This window comes from Nostoc sp. CALU 1950 (assembly GCF_051172895.1).
GTDB classification, from domain to species: domain Bacteria; phylum Cyanobacteriota; class Cyanobacteriia; order Cyanobacteriales; family Nostocaceae; genus Nostoc; species Nostoc edaphicum_A.
In genome coordinates, this window is sequence record NZ_JBDNJQ010000081.1 from 13,692 (window position 1) to 35,805 (window position 22,114).

At 39.5% G+C, this 22,114-nt stretch carries 21 protein-coding genes and 2 pseudogenes; 10 read left to right on the plus strand and 13 right to left on the minus strand.

What is annotated here, in order from left to right; translation table 11 throughout:
* Positions 1-68: 68 nt before the first annotated feature.
* Together ABF638_RS21270 and ABF638_RS21275 are read left to right on the plus strand one after the other, a co-directional pair.
* A protein-coding gene (locus ABF638_RS21270) for an ISNCY family transposase (protein ID WP_435024972.1) occupies positions 69-1,561 on the plus strand; the annotation gives its coding sequence in 2 pieces (ribosomal slippage) (positions 69-960 and positions 960-1,561; 1,494 coding nt in all).
* 17 nt (positions 1,562-1,578) lie between these two features.
* Positions 1,579-2,217 (plus strand): annotated as a pseudogene (locus tag ABF638_RS21275) (NAD(P)/FAD-dependent oxidoreductase); the annotation flags it as partial.
* Positions 2,218-2,287: 70 nt separating this feature from the next.
* Here ABF638_RS21275 and ABF638_RS21280 read toward each other — a convergent pair.
* Positions 2,288-2,653, minus strand: coding sequence for an ArsR/SmtB family transcription factor (locus tag ABF638_RS21280; protein WP_435024973.1), 366 nt, complete (start codon positions 2,651-2,653; stop codon positions 2,288-2,290).
* Between the two features lie 110 nt (positions 2,654-2,763).
* On the opposite strand from ABF638_RS21280, the gene ABF638_RS21285 reads away from it, so the two are divergent.
* Positions 2,764-3,057 carry a hypothetical protein gene (locus tag ABF638_RS21285; RefSeq protein WP_435024974.1) on the plus strand — a complete coding sequence of 98 codons (294 nt, stop codon included), beginning with the start codon at positions 2,764-2,766 and terminating at the stop codon, positions 3,055-3,057.
* Positions 3,058-3,111: 54 nt separating this feature from the next.
* Here ABF638_RS21285 and ABF638_RS21290 read toward each other — a convergent pair whose 3' ends face one another.
* Both ABF638_RS21290 and ABF638_RS21295 read right to left on the minus strand, forming a co-directional pair.
* The gene (locus tag ABF638_RS21290; RefSeq protein ID WP_435024975.1) at positions 3,112-3,363 is read right to left on the minus strand and encodes a hypothetical protein; all 252 of its coding nucleotides are present in this window, start codon (positions 3,361-3,363) and stop codon (positions 3,112-3,114) included.
* 154 nt (positions 3,364-3,517) lie between these two features.
* Positions 3,518-4,466: pseudogene (locus ABF638_RS21295) on the minus strand (RNA polymerase sigma factor, RpoD/SigA family).
* 370 nt (positions 4,467-4,836) lie between these two features.
* On the opposite strand from ABF638_RS21295, the gene ABF638_RS21300 reads away from it, so the two are divergent.
* The 3 genes from ABF638_RS21300 (at position 4,837) to ABF638_RS21310 (ending at position 6,536) form a co-directional block, all read left to right on the plus strand.
* Complete coding sequence (locus tag ABF638_RS21300) at positions 4,837-5,283, plus strand: hypothetical protein (protein WP_435024976.1); 447 nt, start codon at positions 4,837-4,839, stop codon at positions 5,281-5,283.
* 40 nt (positions 5,284-5,323) lie between these two features.
* Positions 5,324-5,548 (plus strand): hypothetical protein, encoded by a 225-nt coding sequence (locus ABF638_RS21305; RefSeq protein WP_435024977.1) that lies wholly within the window; start codon positions 5,324-5,326, stop codon positions 5,546-5,548.
* 109 nt (positions 5,549-5,657) lie between these two features.
* Complete coding sequence (locus tag ABF638_RS21310; RefSeq protein ID WP_435024978.1) at positions 5,658-6,536, plus strand: hypothetical protein; 879 nt, start codon at positions 5,658-5,660, stop codon at positions 6,534-6,536.
* 212 nt (positions 6,537-6,748) lie between these two features.
* Here ABF638_RS21310 and ABF638_RS21315 read toward each other — a convergent pair whose 3' ends face one another.
* The 10 genes from ABF638_RS21315 to ABF638_RS21360 form a co-directional block, all read right to left on the minus strand.
* Positions 6,749-7,624, minus strand: coding sequence for an STM4011 family radical SAM protein (locus tag ABF638_RS21315; protein WP_435024979.1), 876 nt, complete (start codon positions 7,622-7,624; stop codon positions 6,749-6,751).
* A 56-nt stretch (positions 7,625-7,680) separates the two neighbouring features.
* Entirely contained in the window at positions 7,681-8,643 is a 963-nt protein-coding gene (locus tag ABF638_RS21320; RefSeq protein WP_435024980.1) for a formylglycine-generating enzyme family protein, read from the minus strand.
* 152 nt (positions 8,644-8,795) lie between these two features.
* On the minus strand, positions 8,796-10,157 hold the full coding sequence (locus ABF638_RS21325; protein WP_435024981.1) for an STM4012 family radical SAM protein: 1,362 nt from the start codon (positions 10,155-10,157) through the stop codon (positions 8,796-8,798).
* A gap of 97 nt (positions 10,158-10,254) precedes the next feature.
* Positions 10,255-11,046 (minus strand): STM4013/SEN3800 family hydrolase, encoded by a 792-nt coding sequence (locus tag ABF638_RS21330; RefSeq protein WP_435024982.1) that lies wholly within the window; start codon positions 11,044-11,046, stop codon positions 10,255-10,257.
* A 102-nt stretch (positions 11,047-11,148) separates the two neighbouring features.
* Entirely contained in the window at positions 11,149-12,372 is a 1,224-nt protein-coding gene (locus ABF638_RS21335; RefSeq protein WP_435024983.1) for an STM4015 family protein, read from the minus strand.
* Positions 12,373-12,407: 35 nt separating this feature from the next.
* Positions 12,408-13,550 carry an STM4014 family protein gene (locus ABF638_RS21340; protein WP_435024984.1) on the minus strand — a complete coding sequence of 381 codons (1,143 nt, stop codon included), beginning with the start codon at positions 13,548-13,550 and terminating at the stop codon, positions 12,408-12,410.
* 61 nt (positions 13,551-13,611) lie between these two features.
* Positions 13,612-14,568 (minus strand): STM4015 family protein, encoded by a 957-nt coding sequence (locus ABF638_RS21345; protein ID WP_435024985.1) that lies wholly within the window; start codon positions 14,566-14,568, stop codon positions 13,612-13,614.
* On the minus strand, positions 14,568-15,773 hold the full coding sequence (locus tag ABF638_RS21350; RefSeq protein WP_435024986.1) for a WD40 repeat domain-containing protein: 1,206 nt from the start codon (positions 15,771-15,773) through the stop codon (positions 14,568-14,570). The genes ABF638_RS21345 and ABF638_RS21350 overlap by 1 nt, the downstream gene beginning before the upstream one ends.
* A 136-nt stretch (positions 15,774-15,909) precedes the next feature.
* Positions 15,910-17,271 (minus strand): hypothetical protein, encoded by a 1,362-nt coding sequence (locus tag ABF638_RS21355; protein WP_435024987.1) that lies wholly within the window; start codon positions 17,269-17,271, stop codon positions 15,910-15,912.
* 18 nt (positions 17,272-17,289) lie between these two features.
* Entirely contained in the window at positions 17,290-18,552 is a 1,263-nt protein-coding gene (locus tag ABF638_RS21360) for an STM4015 family protein (RefSeq protein WP_435024988.1), read from the minus strand.
* Positions 18,553-18,697: 145 nt separating this feature from the next.
* On the opposite strand from ABF638_RS21360, the gene ABF638_RS21365 reads away from it, so the two are divergent.
* From ABF638_RS21365 to ABF638_RS21380, 4 genes are all read left to right on the plus strand, one after another.
* Positions 18,698-18,910 (plus strand): DUF2997 domain-containing protein, encoded by a 213-nt coding sequence (locus ABF638_RS21365; protein WP_335180777.1) that lies wholly within the window; start codon positions 18,698-18,700, stop codon positions 18,908-18,910.
* An 11-nt stretch (positions 18,911-18,921) separates the two neighbouring features.
* Positions 18,922-19,608: a hypothetical protein gene (locus ABF638_RS21370; RefSeq protein ID WP_435024989.1), complete on the plus strand. Its 687-nt coding sequence runs from the start codon at positions 18,922-18,924 to the stop codon at positions 19,606-19,608.
* 103 nt (positions 19,609-19,711) lie between these two features.
* Positions 19,712-21,271, plus strand: coding sequence for an Hsp70 family protein (locus tag ABF638_RS21375; protein WP_435024990.1), 1,560 nt, complete (start codon positions 19,712-19,714; stop codon positions 21,269-21,271).
* Positions 21,272-21,338: 67 nt separating this feature from the next.
* On the plus strand, positions 21,339-22,085 hold the full coding sequence (locus ABF638_RS21380) for a WD40 repeat domain-containing protein (protein WP_435024991.1): 747 nt from the start codon (positions 21,339-21,341) through the stop codon (positions 22,083-22,085).
* Positions 22,086-22,114: the final 29 nt, after the last annotated feature.

Here is a 22,114-nt window from a genome sequence, read left to right on the forward strand (position 1 = left end):
AACCAGAAGCAACATCATTTGAAGTACTCGATTGTGTTCAAAAAAAATGCCCTTCGTGTGGTCAAGCAATGTGGAATGAATACAATAATCCTCGACATATAAGAACGTTAAATGGGGTAATAGAACTACATTTGAAAATTCGTCGATGTCAAAATAAATCATGTCTGCGGTATAAAAAAGCATATCGACCAGAAAAAGAAGGGTCACTCGCTCTACCACAGAACGAATTTGGTTTGGATGTGATTGCTTATATAGGAGCGTTACGCTACCAGGAACATAGAAGTGTTCCTCAAATACACACTCACCTTGAATTAAAGGGTATATGTATCAGTCAACGAACGGTCACGCACCTAATTGACAGATATGACGAGTTACTTTCTTTATGGCTAAAAGACCATAAAAGGTTAAAAGCAATAGTTAAAAAGCAAGGACGGGTGATATTAGCCATCGATGGGATGCAGCCAGAAATTGGACATGAGGTATTATGGGTCATTCGAGATTGTATATCAGGAGAAATATTACTAGCTAAAACCTTATTATCATCAAGAAATGAAGATTTAGTGGCGTTATTATTAGAAGTAACTAACACCCTAAATGTACCAATTGATGGAGTTGTTAGTGATGGACAACAATCAATTCGCAAAGCTGTAAAAGTAGCATTACCTAGTATTGCTCATGGTTTATGTCATTATCATTACCTAAAGGAAGCAATTAAACCCATATATGAGGCGGATCGACATGCAAAAAAGGAATTAAAAAAAAAGGTTAGAGGATTACGAGACATTGAACGTAGTGTTACCAATGAAGATAAGGATTTGGTGACTATTATTGAAGATTATTGCTCGGCAGTGCGTAGTTCTATAACCAATGATGGTCATCCACCGTTAGAGGCATCTGGATTAAAGTTACAAGAAAATTTGACTTTGATAGAACAAAGCTTAGAACGAATGGAAAAAAAAGTGCTTTACCACCACCTTTAGTCAACCTCAAACACCTGATAGCTAAAGGGTTATCTGCGACTGCATCTTTATTTTCACCTGTTATAGTTGCATATCAATGGGTTGATAAGGCTAGTAATATTCTCAATAATAAAATAGGTCTTGATGCTGCTGGAGTTAAACAAAGTTATCAGGAATTATTAACAGAAATGTCCCAACAAAAGCAGAAAGCTGGTACACTTAGTAGCGCAATTGATAACTTTATAAAAACCACTCATAACTGCTGGTCTGGACTTTTTCATTGTTATGAAATTGAAGGTTTTCCCAGAACTAATAATGACTTAGAACATGCTTTTGGTATGCTACGTCATCATCAACGTCGTTGTACTGGTCGTAAAGTTGCCCCCTCATCCCTCGTTATTCGTGGTTCTGTCAAACTTGCCTGTGCAATTGCTACTAAACTTCATTCTTTTACCGCATCTGATTTAGCACAAGTTGATATTCATACTTGGCTCGAATTACGCTCTCAATTGAAAAAACACCATAAAGCCAGAATTGAACAATATCGATTTCGCAGAGATCCCAAGGGTTACTTGGCTAATTTAGAGAGTCGTCTTCTCTAGTAAGTTTTACCACACTAGAATATTTGATTGCTGCTAGTGGTATTATTGACCATCTGCCGCCTTTAGATGAAATGCAGAATGTTTATGACTATGCTGGGTACAATTTGCATGTCTGCATGATTTGCGATGGTTATGAAATGACAGATAAAAAATGTGGTTTCTTCGCAGGTAGTGAAGCAAGTATTGAAGAAATGATCTTCAACTTAAGCTGGTTTACACCTTATATTACCGCCTTTACTCACGGAGCTTTTGAAGTAAGTCCGCAAGTGCGTCAGAAACTCCAAGAACATGGTTATCGCCTAGTGGAGACACCAATTAAGCAATTCTTGGGACACAATCACCAGATGACTGGTGTGGAGTTGGTGGATGGTTCAGTGATTGAGTTAGAAACTGGTCTAATTTCAATGGGTTCCCGTTATCACAATACCTATCTGCAAGGGATAAACCTAGAGTTAAAAGGAGGTAATCTAGTTACCGATCAGATGTGTCGGACTTCTCACCCGCGAGTCTTTGCCATTGGTGATTTGAAGGTAGGGTTGAATCAGGTAGTGATTGCTGCGGGGGATGGGGCTTTAGCTGCTACGCAAATTTGGCGAGACATTCGTCGTGCCAATGGTGCGCGTCGTTGGGAGGAGAATCTAAAAGTGAATGCCTAGTCAATGGCTTGTTGGGAGGGGAGTAGGGAAACTCCCAAGAAACTTGTCCTCAGCTTAACTGAGGAAATAGTTATTTTGAGAGGGTGCTAAAGGCTTTGATCTGTTCAAATTCTTTAGCCCGTTTTTGTATTTCGTTGCCAATGCGATCGCAAACTAATTCGCATAATTCAAAAATTACAGGGTCACTGATCGCATAGTAGACGCTAACTCCCTTTTGCTGACGGGACACCAAACCTGCTTGGGTCAACACCTTTAAATGTTTTGAGAGATTCGCTTGTCCTAAAGCCGTAGCTTCACCCATTTCAGTAACGTTCATCGGCCCGGTTCTGAGACAACTCAAAATCTGTAAGCGACTGGTTTCAGAGAGTACCTTAAAATACTCTGCAACGGGAGCAAGGATTTCTGAAGTGTTTTTTCGAGAAAGAGTCTCTGACATAAGGATTCAATTTTATATATAACTTATATTACTATATAGTTATAATTCCTTCTTGATAAAGTTCTGCCACCAAAATCCCCGAAGCGTCAATGGACGGTAAGTTTGTATAAATGGCAATTTCCCACTCTTGGTCACGGGTAGGACGAATTAACTTGACTAAAGGCGACCCTAAAAAGTCCGTCCCTCATGGACAATTTCCACCTGTTGTTCAAACGCAGTTCCGGTTGGGAGCAACCCGACAGGATGCAACTCATCCACAGGCTTGTATCCCAAGCCCCCGTGTTGACGAATCACTTTCGTGCGATGGCATAACCGCTTTTTTCGTTGGCGTTCGTCAAAGACGTGCCGTTGGCATTAGCGAAGCGGTAGCGAGTCTTCGAGCGTCAGCCTCTCGTTCGCGTTAGCGTCTCTGAAAGAGAAGAGAAGAGAAGATATTGCCCTTACGTCAAAACAAAAAATCACCCACCAATCCCTTTACCACTCTTATAAGTCATCGCTCTGGGTTTCCTCTTGCCTATAGGGACTACTTTCGACTGCTTGGGAGGTTGTAGCGGACGGCATTTCTCGCAATATAGAGGTCGCACACCAAAAGTTTCTCTTTGTGTGGGTTGTTCGCACTGCTTACATACGAAGTTGAAAACGCGGGTGTGAATTTCCCGCTTATGCGCTCTGACGGTGTACTCTCGGACTTCAATAGTTTTGCTGGACATTGATTAGTTTTTTAAGTTGCTATTTATAAATATAGTTTCTTGTTTTTGACTAATAGTATAGCCAGAGCATCATCTTCATGATTAAAACAAGGATAATTGCCTTGGGGAAATATTACCTTTACGTCTGCGATGATAGTAGAGGTAGAAATCATTGCTAATTAAGATACTCCTTAATATCACTTTTTTGACGGCGAAGAATAGAGAGCGCTTTATGTTCAAGCTGGCGAATTCGTTCTCGACTTAAGTTAAGGCGATCGCCAACTTGAGTTAAGCTCAGTTGATGATCATTTTCTAACCCAAAACGTAGAGTTAGTATTTCTCGTTGTATAGGGGGTAGGGATGCCAGAAGATTATTCAAATCAAGGCGCAACAGTTCCTTCGTGAGCCGTTCGTCTGAGGAAATGCTCTCATCTGGTAAGATATCCAATAACTCAGTGTCTTGATTGTCTCCCACACGCAAATCCAAAGAAACTGGCTGCTTCGAGACACTGAGATATTCTCGAACCTGGTTAGGCTTTAAATTTAATTCTTCAGCAATTTCGGTGACAGTAGCATAGCGACCAAGCTTTTGAAAGCTTTCTCGCTGTACTTTTTTAATTTTATTAAGTCTTTCGGTTAGGTGAGTTGGCAATCGAATAGTACGAGATTTTTCTGCAATTGCACGTGTGATTTCCTGACGAATCCACGCCTTTTGCATAGGTTGATAGTTTGTAGCCTTTGTTAGGGTCGAACTTCTCTACCCCTTTTTGTAAACCTAGTGTACCTTCCTGAATTAAATCGAGGAATTCTAAATTGTGGTTCTGGTATTTCTTAGCAATAGAAACCACTAGCCGCAGGTTCGCTGTCACCATTTTCTGTTTAGCCTTTTGGCCTTGTTGAACGATTGACTGTACTTCAGCTTCGCTTTGCCCAAACGAGATAGCTAATTCTCTTGCAGTTGGTTGTCGGTTAAGTTTAAGTGAGATCGCTTGCCGTTGCTGCTCAATCGTCATCATCTGCTGCACAAGCCTAGCGTTTGTAATTTCTTGCTCAGGAGTTAGCAGAGGGTAGCGTCCGATTTCTTTGAGGTAGGAGCGAACTAAGTCAGTAGTTGGGCTGGGCATACTTTCAATTAATTGTGACGACTACTTTTATTTTTCGTTTGAATAGAATCTTTTATTTCCAGAATTAGCTAACCAATCAAATCTTAACCATAGACTTCACCCAATGTTTATTTTTGGGAAATAATTTTATAAATATAATACTTTAAATCTTCAAATAGGTAAATACTAAAACCTACTTTATTTTATAACTAAGTTTTAAAGTAATAAAGAAATTTAGTTAGATTAAATCAAAGATACGCTACGCTAAATTTAGAGTGAAGTCCTCTCTTGAAGAGAGGATATGTTCAAATCCGCTTCATATTTGGACAAAGCTCAAAGACGCTTTGCGTAAATTAATTGAAATTTACAAATAATTAGTTGAGAAAAAATCATGGATACGCAATCTCTGCTCACTTTGACAATCGAAGTCATCTTTTGGGCATTCGTTACTCTCGTTATATTCCAGTTCATTAATGGACTATTTGTATCGTCTGCTTATGCTAGTAATGTGGTTTCGGTTAGCAATCTAAATATAGCGGCTTCTACAATCCCATCAGTTTCAGAAGTAATCACACCACAAGCTCAGACTTTTGAAAAATTGCCAGATCCTTGGATGTTAGAGGATGAAGTCATTCCTTGTACCAGTAAGGAAGCAGTTATTCTCTCATTCCCTACATTGAGATTGCTGCCTCCAGTTGAAGAAATTTCACCACAACCAAAACGTGCTACTCGTTCAAATAAAGCTAACAATACTGCCAACAAGTCACCGAAAACTAAACAGGCTGATGTAAATTCTTCAGGCAAGCGCAAGCCAGGCAGACCGCGTAAAGCTGGCTAATTCGTTTTTTAAGCCTCGGCTGATCACCTAAGAATAAATCTTGGAAGGTTCAAAAGTTCAAATGAGGCTAATGAAGAAGGTTAAAGGGGAAAGGGGAAGGGGAAAGGGAGCCAATAACTTAAAAGCTCTTGTTCCAAATAAAGACGCTGCTAAGTTCTCGCACTACGTGTCTCAAAAATCTTCTTTTTTATTCTCCGCAATTAAGACAGGCGATGCACTGAGCGTAGCCGAAGTGGGCTTTCTACCTTGTGGGGAAAATTTCTAAATTCTGTGCCCTTTCCCCCTTCCCCCTTTCCCTTTTCCCCTTCTTGGCAATTGCCTCATTTATTAATAAGAGAAAGGCTTCGCCATAGCAAAAGTGAAAAAATAATATTGTGAGTGATGCAATGGTACAGCAAATTTTCACTCAAGGTTCTTTATTCGATTTGCAAACAGTAATCGATTATGGGCAGTCAGTTATTAATGTTGCCCAAGAGCTTGCAAAAGTTTTAACAGATAATCGCCCTCTCTCTACAAAAACTGTTTCTTCCCAGATGAATCGCTACTTTCTAGGCACTGCTGCGTCCGGTGCGTGGCAGTGGAAAGACGCTTACGAAGCAGTGGAAGTAGCGCAAATATTATATCTGCGTCATCTGGGAATTAAGATTTTATCACAACAACCTCAAGTGGTTGTGCAACAATTAGAAGAATTAACAGCCCTCTGCCCGACGCATACTCGCCGTAGTGAAGAGTCAGTAAACCTTCAGCAATTCTCCACCCCTCTGCCGCTTGCTTATCTGGTAGCAAAATCAGGATTTATACAAGCTGATGATTTGATTTTGGAGCCAAGTGCCGGAACTGGTTTGTTAGCACAAATGGCTAAACTGCACAGTGCAAGTCTGATGCTAAACGAGCTTGCACCCGATAGAAGTAAGATTCTGCGTCGGTTGTTTCCTGGCACTCCACTATTCTCAGTAAACGCGGAACAGATTAACGACTATCTGGTTGGCAAGACTCAGCCCTCAGTTGTGCTGATGAATCCACCTTTCTGTGCATCTCCTAAAATCAACAGTCGCAACCCCGACGCAACAAAGAGCCACATCAACTCGGCATTGCAAAGGCTATGCGATGGCGGGCGGTTGGTAACAATCAGTGCCAATTGGTTCTCTCCCAATAATCCTACTTCCTGTAGTGGTAATTGGATTGATACCCTTGACTTTGAAACAGCACAGACTATTGGAAACGCAATATTTCTCCAATGTCTCTCTTTCTAACCTCTCTGGCATCAGACGAATATTTTTGTGCTTGCTTATAGTCACAGGATGCATACCTGTCATCTCGGCAAGCTTTAAAAAGCCGCGAGTTAGTGGCAGCGTAAACAGAATCCAAAAGTCAGGAGCCAGTTAAGACCCAAGGGGTAGGATACAAAAGTGAAGAAAATGCGGCTTTCTCTGACCCTTTTAGTTAAATTGATAAACATTGATATTTATATTACAGCACAATTTTGATTAACCCAATTATCAGGAATTCTTTCTAAAATACCAGAACCAAATACCTTATTTATGTCTAAATATTCTAGATGAACATAACCAATATGACAGTGACAAGTTTGGTTGGTACAAGGTTGTTCAAACAAAGCTGTTTCCCAGGTGGAATCGTAAATATTACCAATTACTGTTTTAATAAAATGACATCGGTACATTGTCCCGTCACCATCAACAGAAATTACTGATTTTCCAGCCCGACAAGAATGCCCAAAGCTAGGATAATGTTGAGTATTTAGTTCATATAATGGGTCAATAGATTTAAAGAATTCTCGATTTTCTGGTGATAAATTAGCAAGTTCAGCTTTCACAGCATTAATCCACAAATAAACGCGGTTTGGTAACTCTTGACGTAAAGCTGCTATTTCTGTTTTAAACTTAGGAAAACCGACAACTCCAACGCTGAATTTAATATTTTTGTTGTCTAGATTGAGGCATTTTTGTAAAAAGCGATCGCGTGACACCCATTCGGAATGAAAAGTTGCCCAAAGCGCCAATTTATCTTTGTTACATTCCTCTACCCAATCTAAATTACAAGATAGATTAGTTTGAATTGCTACTTTATTAACATTGGGTAATTGCGTTAATTTTATCAGTGCTTGCTGATAGTAAGAATGGATTAGTGCTTCTCCCCAAGGAGTAAAAAGAATTGAAAATTGATGTTGAGTATGTTGGGAAATCCAGTTGACAAAGCGTGCTAGTGCTTGTTGATCAATTGCTAATTCTGCGGCTGTTTGTTGGCGTTTGGCAAAAGGGCAATATTCACAGCCGTAGTTACAGCTGATTAAAGGGCCGCGATAGAGGATAGTAAGGTGCATAGAGAGCTTAGAGTTTTATTTTTTCTTAGTGGCTAAATTCTGTCCAGTTGAGATTCTTAGGATATGGAACAAGCAACCCTAAAACCAATCCGATTGTTTGGTGCAGCAGCACTACGATAAGCCGTTCTCCACCCTCGCACAACTCGGTATTCTCGAAATTCACTCAATTCTTCAGGGGTTTCCCGCGCTGCACCATCTGTGGGTGCGTTGTAATAATCTCTGTGCCAGTAATCAGCACACCATTCTATGACATTGCCGTGCATATCATATAGACCGAAAGGGTTGGCAGAAAAGGAACCCACTGGTGTAAGTTTATTATAGTTTGCTGTTTTACTCACATTCTCAGGAGTAATTATCTCGCCAAAATGGTACAGCGTGGTAGTACCTGCACTACAAGCATATTCCCACTCAGCTTCACTTGGCAGTCGATATAAACGTCCTGTGCGTCTGGAAAGTCGCTGACAAAACTCAACTGCTTCTGGCCAAGATACCCAATCGATGGGATGCTGGTTAGGAACTATGTCTGAAAATTCTGGAGGATAACGAGATAAATTCGGATCTAAGTCGTACTGTACTTTGGGCAAACCTGCAACAGCTTGCCATTGTGCTTGAGTAACCTCAAACTTGCCAAGGTAGAAAGATGCAACGGAAACCGAATGCTGTGGTTCTGAACTACTACCGTTCATCTGACGCTGTTGTGCAGGAGATGAACCCATTAAAAACTGTCCTCCAGGGATTGCAACCATTTCTAGTATTGCTCCCTTGCCCAGGTCTTCAGCGAAGAACTGATTTTTACCCTGACGACGATTTACAATTTGCCCTTGCGGATTAACCGTGATTACTTCAAACTCAAAGGTTTGTAAGATAGGCGCTTTACCTAATTTGGAGATCCGAGAAGAGGATTGTCTCATACAACTCCCGGCGATCGCACTCATTAAGCCTAAACCTGAGAAAATCAAAAGTCGTCGTCTTAGATTTGGAGGTTCTATATCTAGAGACTGCTGGTGCGGTTGCTTCATGAAGAACCCCTAGTAATCGTAGGTTGAGATATCTGTTTATAATTTCCTTCCATACAATGTTTTTCAGATTTCTTGAATTAATGGGTTTAAACTTTAAGTCTGTAACTGGTTGGAGAATAATAGAGTTTAAGAGTAAAGATATCGACTAAAACTTATTTCAATTCATAAGTCTGGCTTAGTTGGCGCACCCGATCAGAAAATAACCAATCACCAATTGTGTCAGAACGCTCAATACCTGCATCAGTTAAACACAAAATTTGTTCATTTTGCGTTGCTAGATTCAGGGATAGTAATTCGGTGAGTTCTGGAAAATCTACCATTACATCTGTTCCAAACTGATGGCTATAAATAACAAAATTCAACCCTTCTTCAGAGAGAAGAGATAATAAAATGTAGCGACGACGGCGTTCTTGGGCATCTAATTGGAAACCATAGCTGGCATAGTCGAAAGCTTCATTGGGTGTCTGTATATAGGCTTGCAGAATATCGCGGATTTCCTTAGAACCCACTGCATATTCGTTGGAGTAGTGCAAAGTATTAGTGTACGAACGTGCGCCACAACCTAAACCAATCATCCCGTCGGCTTGACAGCAGTAGACGAGAGAGGGGGGAGACAAGGGAGAAATATTGATACCTTGTCTACCTTGTCCCTCTTCCAAGCGTCGAAACATCCGCATGGAAACTTGCGTATATCCTTCTGACAATAATAGCGATCGCCCTTCCCGATAACAAGCTAAACGAATATCGTCCCATTCTCGATCTGTGCGTCCTAAACCTGTGAGCGATCGCACATACAATGGATATAGATAAATTTCTTCTGGTTGAAAACGCAAGGTAGCTTGTATTGATTGCAACCAAGTATTTACAGTTTGTCCGGGTAAACCGTAAATCAGATCGATATTCAGAGTGGGAAATCCCATCTCTTTTATCCTTGTCAGCGTTGCTTCTACCTGAGTAGTAGATTGACGGCGCTGAGTGGCTAAAACTTCCGAATCGATAAAGCTTTGGACACCAATGCTAACACGATCGACGGCGTGCGATCGCAACAACTTTAACTTATCCTCAGTTGCGGTTTCTGGCGAAACTTCCACAGAAATGGGAATTTCCTGTAACTTTGCACCCATAGTACTTTCAGCAATATTGAGAATAGTTTCGAGGTGCTGAATTGGTAATTGGGTGGGAGTTCCGCCACCAATAGCGAACCTAGCAAATGACGCATCACCCAACACCGCCTTCATCCGTTGCGCCTGTCGCTGTAACGTGCGGACATATTGACTCATAAAATCTTCATTGTGGCTGACTGTAGTAAACAGGTTGCAGAACCCACAACGCATTTCACAAAACGGTATATGTATGTAGAGAAACAGCGCTTGTCTATCTTGCTGCGCCCAAAGTTCTGGGAGATACACAGGTGGGGTGAGGGGACGGTAAGCTGTTTTGTGGGGGTAAGAATAGACGTATGCTTGATAAGGAGACTGGGCAATTTTCGATTTGAGATTTTGGATTGTCAGCATAAGATTTAAAAGAATTTAGAACTCTGCGCCGGTCACTGAGCGTTGGTCATTGAGCGTAGCCGAAATGAGCCGAAGTGCTGCGTCTCTGCGTGAGTTTTCATAAAATAAACTCAGCATAGGGAACAGTCCAAACCACAGGATGGCTAAGTCGATGTCCAGTGTAACCATCTTCACCATAAGTTGTCCCGTGGTCGGAACAGAGAATGCAAAAAGTAGAATGCCTTTGTCGTATAATATTCCAGAGTTTGGCTAATTGGCGATCGACATATTCCAAAGCTGCGGCGTGAGATTCAATCGTATCGATTTTATCTTTGGCATCGGGAAGATAGAAATAATTTGGTTGATGCAAGGCAGAAATATTTATAAATAAAAATATACGTTGATTATTTGGCGTTTTTTCTAAAATTTTTCGCGCCAGATTTACCTGATTTTCTGTAGATTCGGGATTAGTAACGCCTAATTCTAGACTCCAATAACTTTCAGCAAACATTGAGGGAATTACATTACCTAAAGGGTTGCGTTTGTTGAAAAAACCAACCCCACCAATGCAAACTGTATGATATCCCTTAACAGCTAATCCATTAACAATATTTGAGCTATCTAATACACAAGTTGTATCAGTTGTAGTGGTACTTCCTTCAAATCCCAAAGCAAAAAGACGGGGGTGAATTCCAGGTGTTACAGGTGTGGGTAAAAAGCCCGCGAAAAATGCATGATGCGCCGCGTAAGTGAAATTTCCGGGTGAATGTCGTTCTTCCCAGCCTGTTTTAGGGAGTACTTTTGCTAAGTTTGGAGTGCGTTTTTGTGCAAATAGGTTTTTGGCTACGTCGTAACGTAATGTGTCTATAGTGATAAATAAGATATCGTAGGTTCCAACTATTTGATTCATGTTGAACATGGCGAGGAAAAATAATAAATATTAGCGGTCTACATATTTTTAGGTTCACGCAGAGTCGCAGAGAGTAACGAGATTTAGTTTCTATTTTTTATTTCATTCATACAAAGACCAATAGCGCAACCCACTACCACTTTCAGTATCTTGTGGTTCTGCTTCTAAGTGACAATTGAGTTGAGATAGCTGCTCAATCATACTTGTAGATAAACGATTCATAGAAACATTCAGTATATGGAGATGATTGATTTTTGAACAGTTAAGTAAAATTTGTGCGCCTTTATCTGTTAATTTTCCCATTGATAAGTCCAATACTTTAAGATTATCCATTAAAGGAGATTCCACTAAAATTTCAGTAAGATCATCTGCATATTCACAACTCTTTAAACCTAAATATTCTAGTTTAGGAAATAACATATTTTTGAGAAGAGGTATCAATCTGCTGATACCTGAATTTATTCCTTCATAATGGAAATCATCGTCTCTACCCAACCATAATTCTAGATACTCTAGATTGGGCAATTCAAGAACACAAATTTGATCAATAGTTTGATAGCTGAGTCCGTGACCAGTTTCAACAATCAATGTCTTTAAGCTATGGTGTTGTAGTGGACTGAATTTTAGAGAGTCATCACAACGAACTTGTAAGACTTCTAGATTTGGATAAGCGGTCAGCACTGGGCTAACATCACCTAAAGAAACATAAGAAACTTTGTATGGTTCATCATACCCATCTCCAATGAAAAGAGTTTTAAGACTAGTCAGTTCCTTATATGCAGAAGAAATAGTTTTTATGATATTACCAGCCCTTGTATTACGGTAATTGTCTGCCCATATTTGGCAAACTAAAGCCTGGATTTTATCGGCTTGAGAGTCACAAAGCAAAGCTTCAAATTGGCTAAAATCGAAAGGACTATATTCAACATATCCAAGGACATAGGCTGTATCCATTACATTGGTGATACCAATGGAAGGATCAAAATTCTCAAATTTCCACTCTGTTAGCAAGCGAAAAAATAACCGAATGTCATAATCTATTACTGCTTGTTTACCTTTTTTATTTCCACTTCTCTTCAATAGCCTTGCAGCAAAAAGCTGTACTTGCTCGGAAGAATCTGTTAAAGTATTAATCACTAAATCTAAACCCATATCTCCATAATTCAAAGCTTCAGAAAGAGCAGCGAGTTTCACTTCAATAACCGAACTTTTTAAGCGACTTTTTATCCCTTCAATTCCTCCTAATACCACACCGCTAACAGGAGGTGGCGCTTCTCCACCAAGTACTGCGTCAAATTCTCCCGGTTTATTTGAATTGTTGTTCATTTTGGTTAATCCTAATTTATAGTACCACCCTACATTTATCTTGCCAAAATAGCTTTAACTTCACTCATGTAAGTATCCATCCCATTCCACAAAATACCCGGTAACAAATCACCAAAAGCATTAATCTCTAAAATGGCATGAGTTTTCCAATCGGGTAAAATCAGTAAATCAACTCCGCAATATAAACTATTAGGAAATAATGCTGCTGCTTGTTCACAAGTTCGCTTCATTATCTCCCAATTTTCCACACCAACTTTTGCTAAAAATTCCTCAGTATTTCCCCGTTCATTTCCCAAATGCAAATTTGTCATGGGACTTTTACCAAGGCGAACAACGATATGCTGTGCTTCACCATTAATAACCACCACACGCACATCAAAACCACATTCTTGCAAATGTGCTTTGGGTAGCCATTCTTCAACTTGTACGCCTTCTGCTGTCAAGATGTTGATAATATCGGCGATTTCTTCATGATGGATATAGTGCCTAATTTTCCGGGAGTTGTAAAGCAGAGTTTGCCCATTTTCTCGCACTCGTTCGACGGTGGTAATGGCTGATTCAAAACGCGAATTTGCGCGGTAAGCAACGACTCCAGAGGCGGCGGAACCGTGGGAAAGTTTGACGAATACTCGTTCTATTCCCTGCATTTGCATTTGTTCGCGTAAATGTTCGTAGTTGTGGATTTTTCCTAATGAACGGGGAACGGGGATATTATGACGGCTGAATCTTTCGTGACAAGCTGGTTTGTCAAACATCACAGCGATATCTTGGGGATGGTTCATAAACTCGCCATTTCTGAGAAAGGGAGTAAGTTGTGTTTCCCATTTTTGCAACAGATACCGCCAGCCTAAATACCACTGTCGGGGATAGAGGATGAGTCCTTTGTCAAATTCTAATTTTGTCGCGGCTTCTGCACTGATATGTTGATGACTGGAAGTAGAAAAAATTTCCCTACTCCCTTCTGCGATGATGGCTTTATCGACATCAAAGTTTTTTTCTGGAGAGTCAAAGCGGATAATAGTGTTGGGTGTATTGAATTGTTCGAGAGTTTGTTTTCCTGCTATTAAGTCGGCGTAATCTACTACGGTGGCTGGTGGTAAGTTGAAATGGGCGATCGCTTCTTGGAGGAAACCGACACGGCGGTTTTCGGGGTTGGCGATGAGGATAAAATTTAGCATTATCTAATATATTCTTTATTCGTGGAGGGCAGAATAGCGATCGGCAAATTGAGATTCTTCATTACTCATGCAAAGCAGAGTATCGCGATCCTCCACATCCTCTTTCGATTTCATCCTCTTGATCGTCTGCAATCACCTGACAATTAAGCTGTAACAATCGTTGAACCATACTTTCTGACACGCAATTGTTAGAAATGTTGAGGGTGTGAAGTTGATTTATTGCTGGGCAATTTAACAAAGCCTCTGCCCCATAATCGCTTAAATTACCCATTGATAAGTCAAGCACTAAGAGACGTTCAATAATTGGTGATTGCACTATATTCTCTGCAAGCAAGTCAGAAAATTCGCTGCTACGAAGTCCTAAGTAAGCCAAATTTGGGAATGATTCACCAAACAAAATTGGTATCAAATTATCAATAATAAATGTTTCATTCCTTAGTTGCCTACCCAGCCACAGTTCTAAATATTCTAGCTTTGGTAATTCTAAGCCGCAAATTTGAGCAAAATTTTCATTACTTATATCTGCTGTTTCTATAATTAGCGTTTTTAAATTGTCATGTCTTAAAGATTTGCACTCTAATAGATATTTACTCAATTCACCATATACTTGCAGCAATTGCAAGTTAGGGAATGTTTCTAAAATTGGACGAATATCAAAAACTGCTAGTTTAGATTTGCGATATTCATGTTGCTCTATATCTACTATAAATAATGCTTTAAGATTGGGCAGTTTTTCGCAAGCATCAGAAAGGGCTTCTAAAACAATTCCAAATAAAACATTCTCGTTCAACCATTTTTCATATCCTATCTGAAAAATCAAAGCTTGAATTTTACTAAATTGATGGTCTTTTAAGAGAATATTAAACGTCTCTAAATTCATACTTTTACTACGATTTTCTGCTGTAAATTGAATCGCGTAAGCATGATTATCCGCGTCCGTAATACCAACTTTAGGATTAAATTGCTGGAATTTCCAGTTTTCCCCTTTAATAAAAAATTGATTAAAATTTTCTGGCATTAAAACCTCCAAATTTTGACATTACCATCTGCGCCACCACTCACTAACAGTTGCCCATCAGAACTTAGTGCCAATGAGCGAATAGGTTTTGTATGACCTTTAAATGAGAAGATTTTCTTCCCTGAAGCTAAATCCCATACTTTGATATTTTGGTCTCCCGCAGTCATAAAAGTTTTACCATCGGGACTGAATACGATAGAACGAACCCAATCAGCATGACCGTAAAAAGAAAAAACTTCTCCCCCGGTTTGCATATCCCAAATTTTAATTCTCTGGTCACTACCACTTACTAATGTACGCCCGTTAGGACTAACTGCTAAAGACCGTATTGAATGTGAATGTCCTTTAAATCTCCAGATTTCTCTCCCAGAATTTACATCCCAAATTTTGATAACTGTATCTTCACCACCACTAATTAAAAGATTGCCATCAGCAGAAATACAAATAGCATAAATTGCACTAGAGTTACCTAAGAAAGTAGCGATTTCTTGTCCTCTATTCAGATGCCACGCCTTAATACATCCACTTCCATCTGCACTATAAAATTTTTCTTTATAAGAATGTATGGCAAGAGCATAAATTATATTAGTATGCTTACTTAAGCCAAGGTGTTTACCTGTATTCCCATCCCAAATCATGATATTTTTATCTGCGCCAGCACTAATTATCTTCTGTCCATCATGACTAATAGCTACCCAATTAATATCAGAAGTATGATAATGATTAAACCGCAGATCAAATTTTTCTTGTCCTGTCTCTAAATTCCAGACTTTCGGCGAATTGATACTGTTATAGCGGCTATCACCTGAACCACATACCAAAGTTTTGTTATCAGGACTAATAGCTACAAAATGAACTTGTTGGTAATACGCTTTTAATGTATGAACGCACTGAAAAAATTCATAAGGATTAAAGTCTTGCAGTGCTTGTTTTACAGATGATTCCGTGCGCGATCGCAAAATCTTATAAGCCGATAATCTCACCTGTCCTGATTGATTTTGTAGAGATTGAATCACTGTTTCTAAACCTACATCACCATAATTCAACGCTTCGGAAAGTGCATTAACTTGTACCTCAACCACCGAACTTCTCAACCGACTTTTTACCCCCTCAATTCCTCCCAAAACGACACCGCTAACTGGTGGTGCTACTTCTCCACCAAGCACTGCATCATAAACTATTGGCTGATTTGGATTATTGTTCATCTTGGATAATCTTGTATTATTTTATTAATTTATTCCCAGACTGAGTAATAGCGATCGCTAAACTGAGAATCTGCAATTACTCGACATTTCAACTCGGAAAGCTGCTCAATTTTATTTTTATGTAAACGATTTGAGTTTATTCCCAAGCTGGAGAATAACGTTGGTAGTAATTTTGTGATTTAGCATTTACTTGACACTTAAGTTTAGATAATTTTTTAACCATATCTTTAGTTAAATGACTCTTACTCAGATTCAGAATTTGTAAGCGATTGATAGCCTGACAATTCAACAAAACTTCTGCTGCTTTGTCGCCCAAATTACCATCTGAAAAGTCAAGTCCAATCAAGCGATTAACTAACACTGAACGTGTAAGTGCAGTAGCAATTTTGTTATAATCTCTACCTCCTCGCAGCCCTAAGTATTTTAAATTAGGAAATAAATTACCTGAAAAGATAGGCGTTACTTCGGTTGCATTGGGTAGAGTATTATTATGATCTTTGAAAAAACCTAAATCCAGATATTCTAAAGCAGGTAATTCTAGTTTATAAATCTGCTGCAATATTCCACTATTTAAATATCCATCGAGAATCAATGTTTTAAGATGATTATGTCTTATTGGGCTAAATTCTAGATGACAACCATCACGGATTTCTAGGAATTCTAGATGAGGGTAAGTTTTCAAAATAGCGCTAATATCACCAAGAGGGGTTGGTGAAATATTATTGTCAATCCATACGGCTTTTAACCCACTTAAATATTCGTGAATATCAAACAAAACATCAACAGCATACTTAAATTTATTACCATAGCCAAATTGTTCAGAGGTAAGTTGAGAAATTAATACTTGTATCTGACTAATTTGCGGAGATTGTACTAATGATTGAACTTGTTCAACACTTTGTAAAACATAGACATTTTCAGATGAATTCATCATGCCTAATTTAGGATCAAATTTATCGTGCCAATCTTGTAATTTGGTAAATAACTGCAATTTGTCAAAATTTAGCAATGCGTGTTTTGTTTTTAAATCTGACCTATTCTGTAGTAATTGATATGCAGAATTTCGTACTTGTGCAGAGGAATCCTGCAAACCACCAATTACTAAATCTAAGCCTGCTGTTTCATAATTTAATGCTTCAGAAATTGCAGCAGATCGTGTCTCAGGAATTCTACTTTTCAGACGATTTTTAACACCTTCAATTCCTCCTAATACTACACTTGTCATAGGAGATGGAGTGTTTCCGCCTAAGATAGCATCAAATTCTTGGGGTTGATGTTGGTGATGATTGCTAGATTGCGATTGCTTTTTTCTGGCTGCTAAAATAGCATCATAAAATTCTGATACATTAAGTTCTATTTTTGAGCACCCATTACCCGTGATTACAGTACTATAATAACCACATTCTTTTGCTCGCTCGCTATGAGTCAGATGTAATAAAGTTTCAAGCTTTTCTAAGAGAGCTTCTCCTCGAAACTTTTCATATTTAAAATTAGACATGATTCACCTACCTATAAATTACTCAGAAACAGAACAATAGCGACCGTCAATATACCTATCTTCATCTTCTGCTTTCTGATTATTTGCCAAAACACGCACATCCAAACCAGAGAATTTCTCAATCATTTCCTGAGATAAAAAGTTTTCTGAGATATTGAGAATATCAAGATTATTTATCGCAGAACAATTCAGCAATTCTTCAGCACCAGCATCAATCAGCGTTCCCATTGAAAGGTCAAGTACGCTGATATAATCAAGAATTGGAGAACCTATAATAACGCTGACTATTTCATCGGTAAATTGACTATTGCGTAATCCTAAATAAACCAAATTGGGAAACTTTTCTGCAAAAAGAATCGGATTTAAATCTTCAACCCAACAATCTCCGCCGTAATCTTCACTACCAAACCATAATTCTAAATGTTCCAAGGCTGGTAGATTCATATTACAAATTTGTGCAACAGTATCCCGACTTAATCCCCCAGTTTCAACAATCAAGGCTTTGAGGTGATTGTGTCGTATCGGCGGACTAAATTGTAAACGATCGCCTCCACGAACTTGCAAAATTTCGAGTTTGGGATAAGCTTGTAAAATCGGACTTATATCGCTTTGTTGAATCCAAGATATTTCGGAATACTCAGAAGTAATATCACCAATAAAAACCGCTTTGAGATTAGTTAAATGTTGTTTAGCATCAACTAAAGCTTGGACAATACTACTTGAATCAGTCTGTGATGTTTCTGCCCACAAACCAAACACTAAAGCTTCTAATTTGTCGGCGTTGGGTTCTTGCAGAAGTCTACTAAGTTTACTGGGTAAATTCTCATGATTTTCATACTCAAACCTGAGAGCATAAGCATTGTTAACAGGTTCAACAATACCTACATTTGCATCGAACTCTACGACTTGGCGATTAGCAAATTGAGTAACATGATCACCTTTATACCCTTGATATTCGTTAAATCTCTCTTCCAAGTTCCAAGATTTATATGCTTGCAAAGCTTGTTTGACTTGCGGTTCTGTTTTTTGCTTTAATACTCGATAAGCAAAACGCTGCACCAATCTCGATTTATCTTGCAACGCTTGAATTAATACATCCAACCCAGCATCGCCATATTTCAACGCTTCGCTGAGTGCAGCAACCCGCACTTGAGTCACAGGATTTGATAAACAACGTTTAACCCCCTCAATTCCTCCTAAAACAACTCCATCCACAGGAGGCGGAGATTGTCCCCCCAACACTGCATCATAATCTCTGGGTTGATTTTGGTTGTCTGTCATGGTGCTTTACCTTTTGATTCTTTATTAGAATTCCCAAAAATGCTACGCATACATCAATGAATAATTGCCGTTGACGGAAATTTAGTAGAACATAGAGATGATTGTGGCATTTCTAACACCCTGAAAAAATCAAGAAATTATACTTATGGCAGAGTATCAGAAAGTTGAGTATCGCATTGCTAAAGATGGTAAAATTACCGAAACAGTCATTGGTGCTTCTGGTGCAGCTTGTACAAGCACAACATCTGGAATCGAAAACGCTTTAGGAGAGGTAGAAACTCAAGAACTGCTTCCTGAATATTATGAGGGAGACGAGAATGTGACTGGAACAGAACAACAGTCTCTCAAGCAAAAATAGGAGGGACGTAGATGATCGCAGATAACCTCTTAGACATCCAAGGAATGGGGATGTTTTCTCTGGAAAGCCTTTTGGCGATCGCAATCGGATTTTTAGCGTTACTTTTGATTATTCCAGCAATTAGTGCTGCGATCGCTCGCCAAGCAGACTTGGAAACTAACAAGTTAGAATTGGCACGATGTCTAGCGACAAACAGGTTAGCGTCTACGCAAATTGAATTGCTAGAAAATGAACTACAAGCAACTCATCAAAATTACTTAGAGTTAGAGCAAAAGTTACACCAGCTTCTTTCGGAAAAAGCAGCACTGCATCAGGAAGGCTTGCGACTGCATGAAGAATTGCAGCAGCAGCGTCTTGAACTGACAGACGAAATACGTTCTTCGACATTTGAGCAATTGCAGACATTGTTAACAAACTATCCCAGCATCCATCAGATGGTGCAGGTTAAACCAGAATTGCCAGCGAAAAATCTGCTTTCGATGTTTACCTCTTTAGATAACCTTCTGAATAAATGGGGTTACGAACAGATAGGTAAACCTTGGGAAAAAGTAGCTTACAATCCTCAAATTCATCAACCAGACACCGCTGATATTGCTTTATATGAGTTAGTTTATATTCGATTCGTTGGTTATCAGCATCAAGGAAAAATTCTTGTCCCTGCGAAAGTTAGCCGCACCTTACCGGGAGGGGGGAGGTGAGGGGGCAATCAATTCAAAATTCAAAATTCAAAATTAAAGAACTTCTGCCTCCTGCCTCCTGCCTTCTCTTTCCCAATTCCCAATTCCCAATTCCCAATTGCCAATGACTACAGTAATAATTGATTTTGGTACTAGCAATACTGTTGTTTGTACTACTGATTTGATTACGCAAAAACCACGGACATTGAGATTTGATTCAATGTCGCGCCGGTTTGAGGTTGGGGCTGAACAAGTTAGCGTTATACCCAGTTTAGTATTTGTGGAAGGGCGCGATCGCATCTTATTTGGTGAATCTGTACGCGCCAAACGCTTGGGGTTTGCCCAGCCGGAACGCTGTTTTAGAGCTTTTAAACGCGATTTGGCAGCAGATTTTGTCCCACCTCCCCGACAGTTGGATGGTAATAGTTACAGCGCTGAGGTGGTTTCGGAACTGTTTCTCAAGGAAATTTGGCAACAGGTTGAACAGCAATTACAACCCAGTAGCGTTATTTTCACAGTTCCCGTCGGTGCATTTGAGCGATATCTTGACTGGTTCCGCAACTTGGGCGACAAGTTAAATATTCCCGCAGTGCAAATTGTCGATGAATCTACCGCAGCAGCCCTTGGTTATGCTGTCAAGCATCCTGGTGCTGTAGTTTTGGTGGTTGATTTTGGCGGCGGTACTCTAGATTTAAGTTTAGTACGAACTGTCAGCGCTGAATCTGAACAGCAAGTAGTACGTGCCGAAGTTATCGCCAAATCCGATGCTTTTATTGGCGGCGTAGATATTGATACATGGATTGTCGAACATTATTTGCAAAAAATCGGTTCCTCCCGTGCTGAAGTTGGAGAAATCGGCTTTATGAATCTGCTGGAAGTAGCAGAAAGGGTAAAAATTCAAATTTCGGCAACAGATGAGGCGAAAGAAAGTTGGTTTGATGATGAAAATTTTATGTCCCATGAATTGCAATTGCATCGGGACGAATTAGGCGAAATTTTAGAAAATCAACAATTATTAGAACAGTTAAGACAGACGATAGATGAAGTATTAGCGATCGCACTTGCTAAAGGTATCAGCAAATCTACAATTGAACAAGTTTTATTAGTGGGTGGAACTTGTCAAATTCCCGCCGTGCAACAACTAGTAATTTCCTATTTTGGACGACAAAAGGTAAAGTTAGACAAACCCTTTGAAGCTGTCGCACATGGCGCATTAGCTTTAAGTGAAATGGCAGCAGTTGATGATTACCTGCGCCACAGTTATGCTATTCGTCTTTGGGAACCCCACAGCAAAAGTTATTCTTATTTAACTTTGATTGAAAAAGGGGCAAAGTATCCAGGGGCGCGTTCTGAAGCTTTAACTCTGCAAGTCGCCACAGAGGGACAGCGAGAAATTCGCCTTGATATTGGCGAAGTAGCAGAAGTTTCCCAAGCGGAAGTTTATTACGATCTTCAAGGAAGGATGACGAGTAGCCAATTAGTAAAACAAGATAGTTATCGCTCTTTGGAAACTCATCATCAACAAGTATGTGTTGCTCATATCGAACCGCCTGGACAAACAGGAATAGACCGAATACAGGCACAATTTGAAGTGAATGAACAACGGGTATTAGTAGTGACGGTAAAGGATTTATTGACGGGGAAAATGTTAGTTGATAGGGGAGCGATCGCTAAACTAAAATAATCTTATCTTTGCGCTATTTGCGTCTTTGCGGTTCGTTTAAAAAATAACCATAATTTTGTAAAATGCAATGCCAGAAAATCAGAATCAACCTAGAGAATATGATGCTGTGTTAGGTGGGCAAGTTACACCACCTGTTGCTGGCGTTGTTTTAGGGGGCATAGATGCTGTTAAACAGCGTTTAGCTAGTGTATCTTTGGAACAAAGAATTGCGGCGCTAGCAGATGCACTCAAGTATGGGGAAGCAGGTTTAGAATTAATCATTCAGACTTTGACAGATGTATCACCAGAAATACAGCTAACTGCTGAAAATTTGCTTTTCCAGCATCGGATAGAACCAAGAGTAAAACAAGCACTGCAAAAGTATAATCCTTGGCTACTATTTGAATGTCTGCAAACAATCAGCGGACATACAGATAGGGTTAACACGGTAGCCATTAGTCCTGATGGGCAAACATTTGTTAGTGGTGGTGGTCTTGAATTCGTGAGTGAAAACGGTGAAGTTGCAAAACTTTGGGATTTAAAAACAGGTCATCTCCTCAAAACTCTTGTTGGGCATTTAAGCTATATTCAGTCCATTGTTTTCAATCCTGATGGGCAAAGCGTTTTTACTAGTTGCTGCGAAACAATCAAATTGTGGAATTTGCAGACAGGTGAACAAGAGGACATTCTCACTTTTGCTACTTATGCAAATGAGGTTGAATCTCCAGCCAGAATTAGACTTTTCCCTATGTCAGGAGGAATTGATAGTTTTGCTATTAGTCCTGATGGTCACTTGCTTGCTTGTAGGATAGGGGAAACGCATCTTATTTCCTAATAAAAACTGAGAGAGATTTCAAAATGACA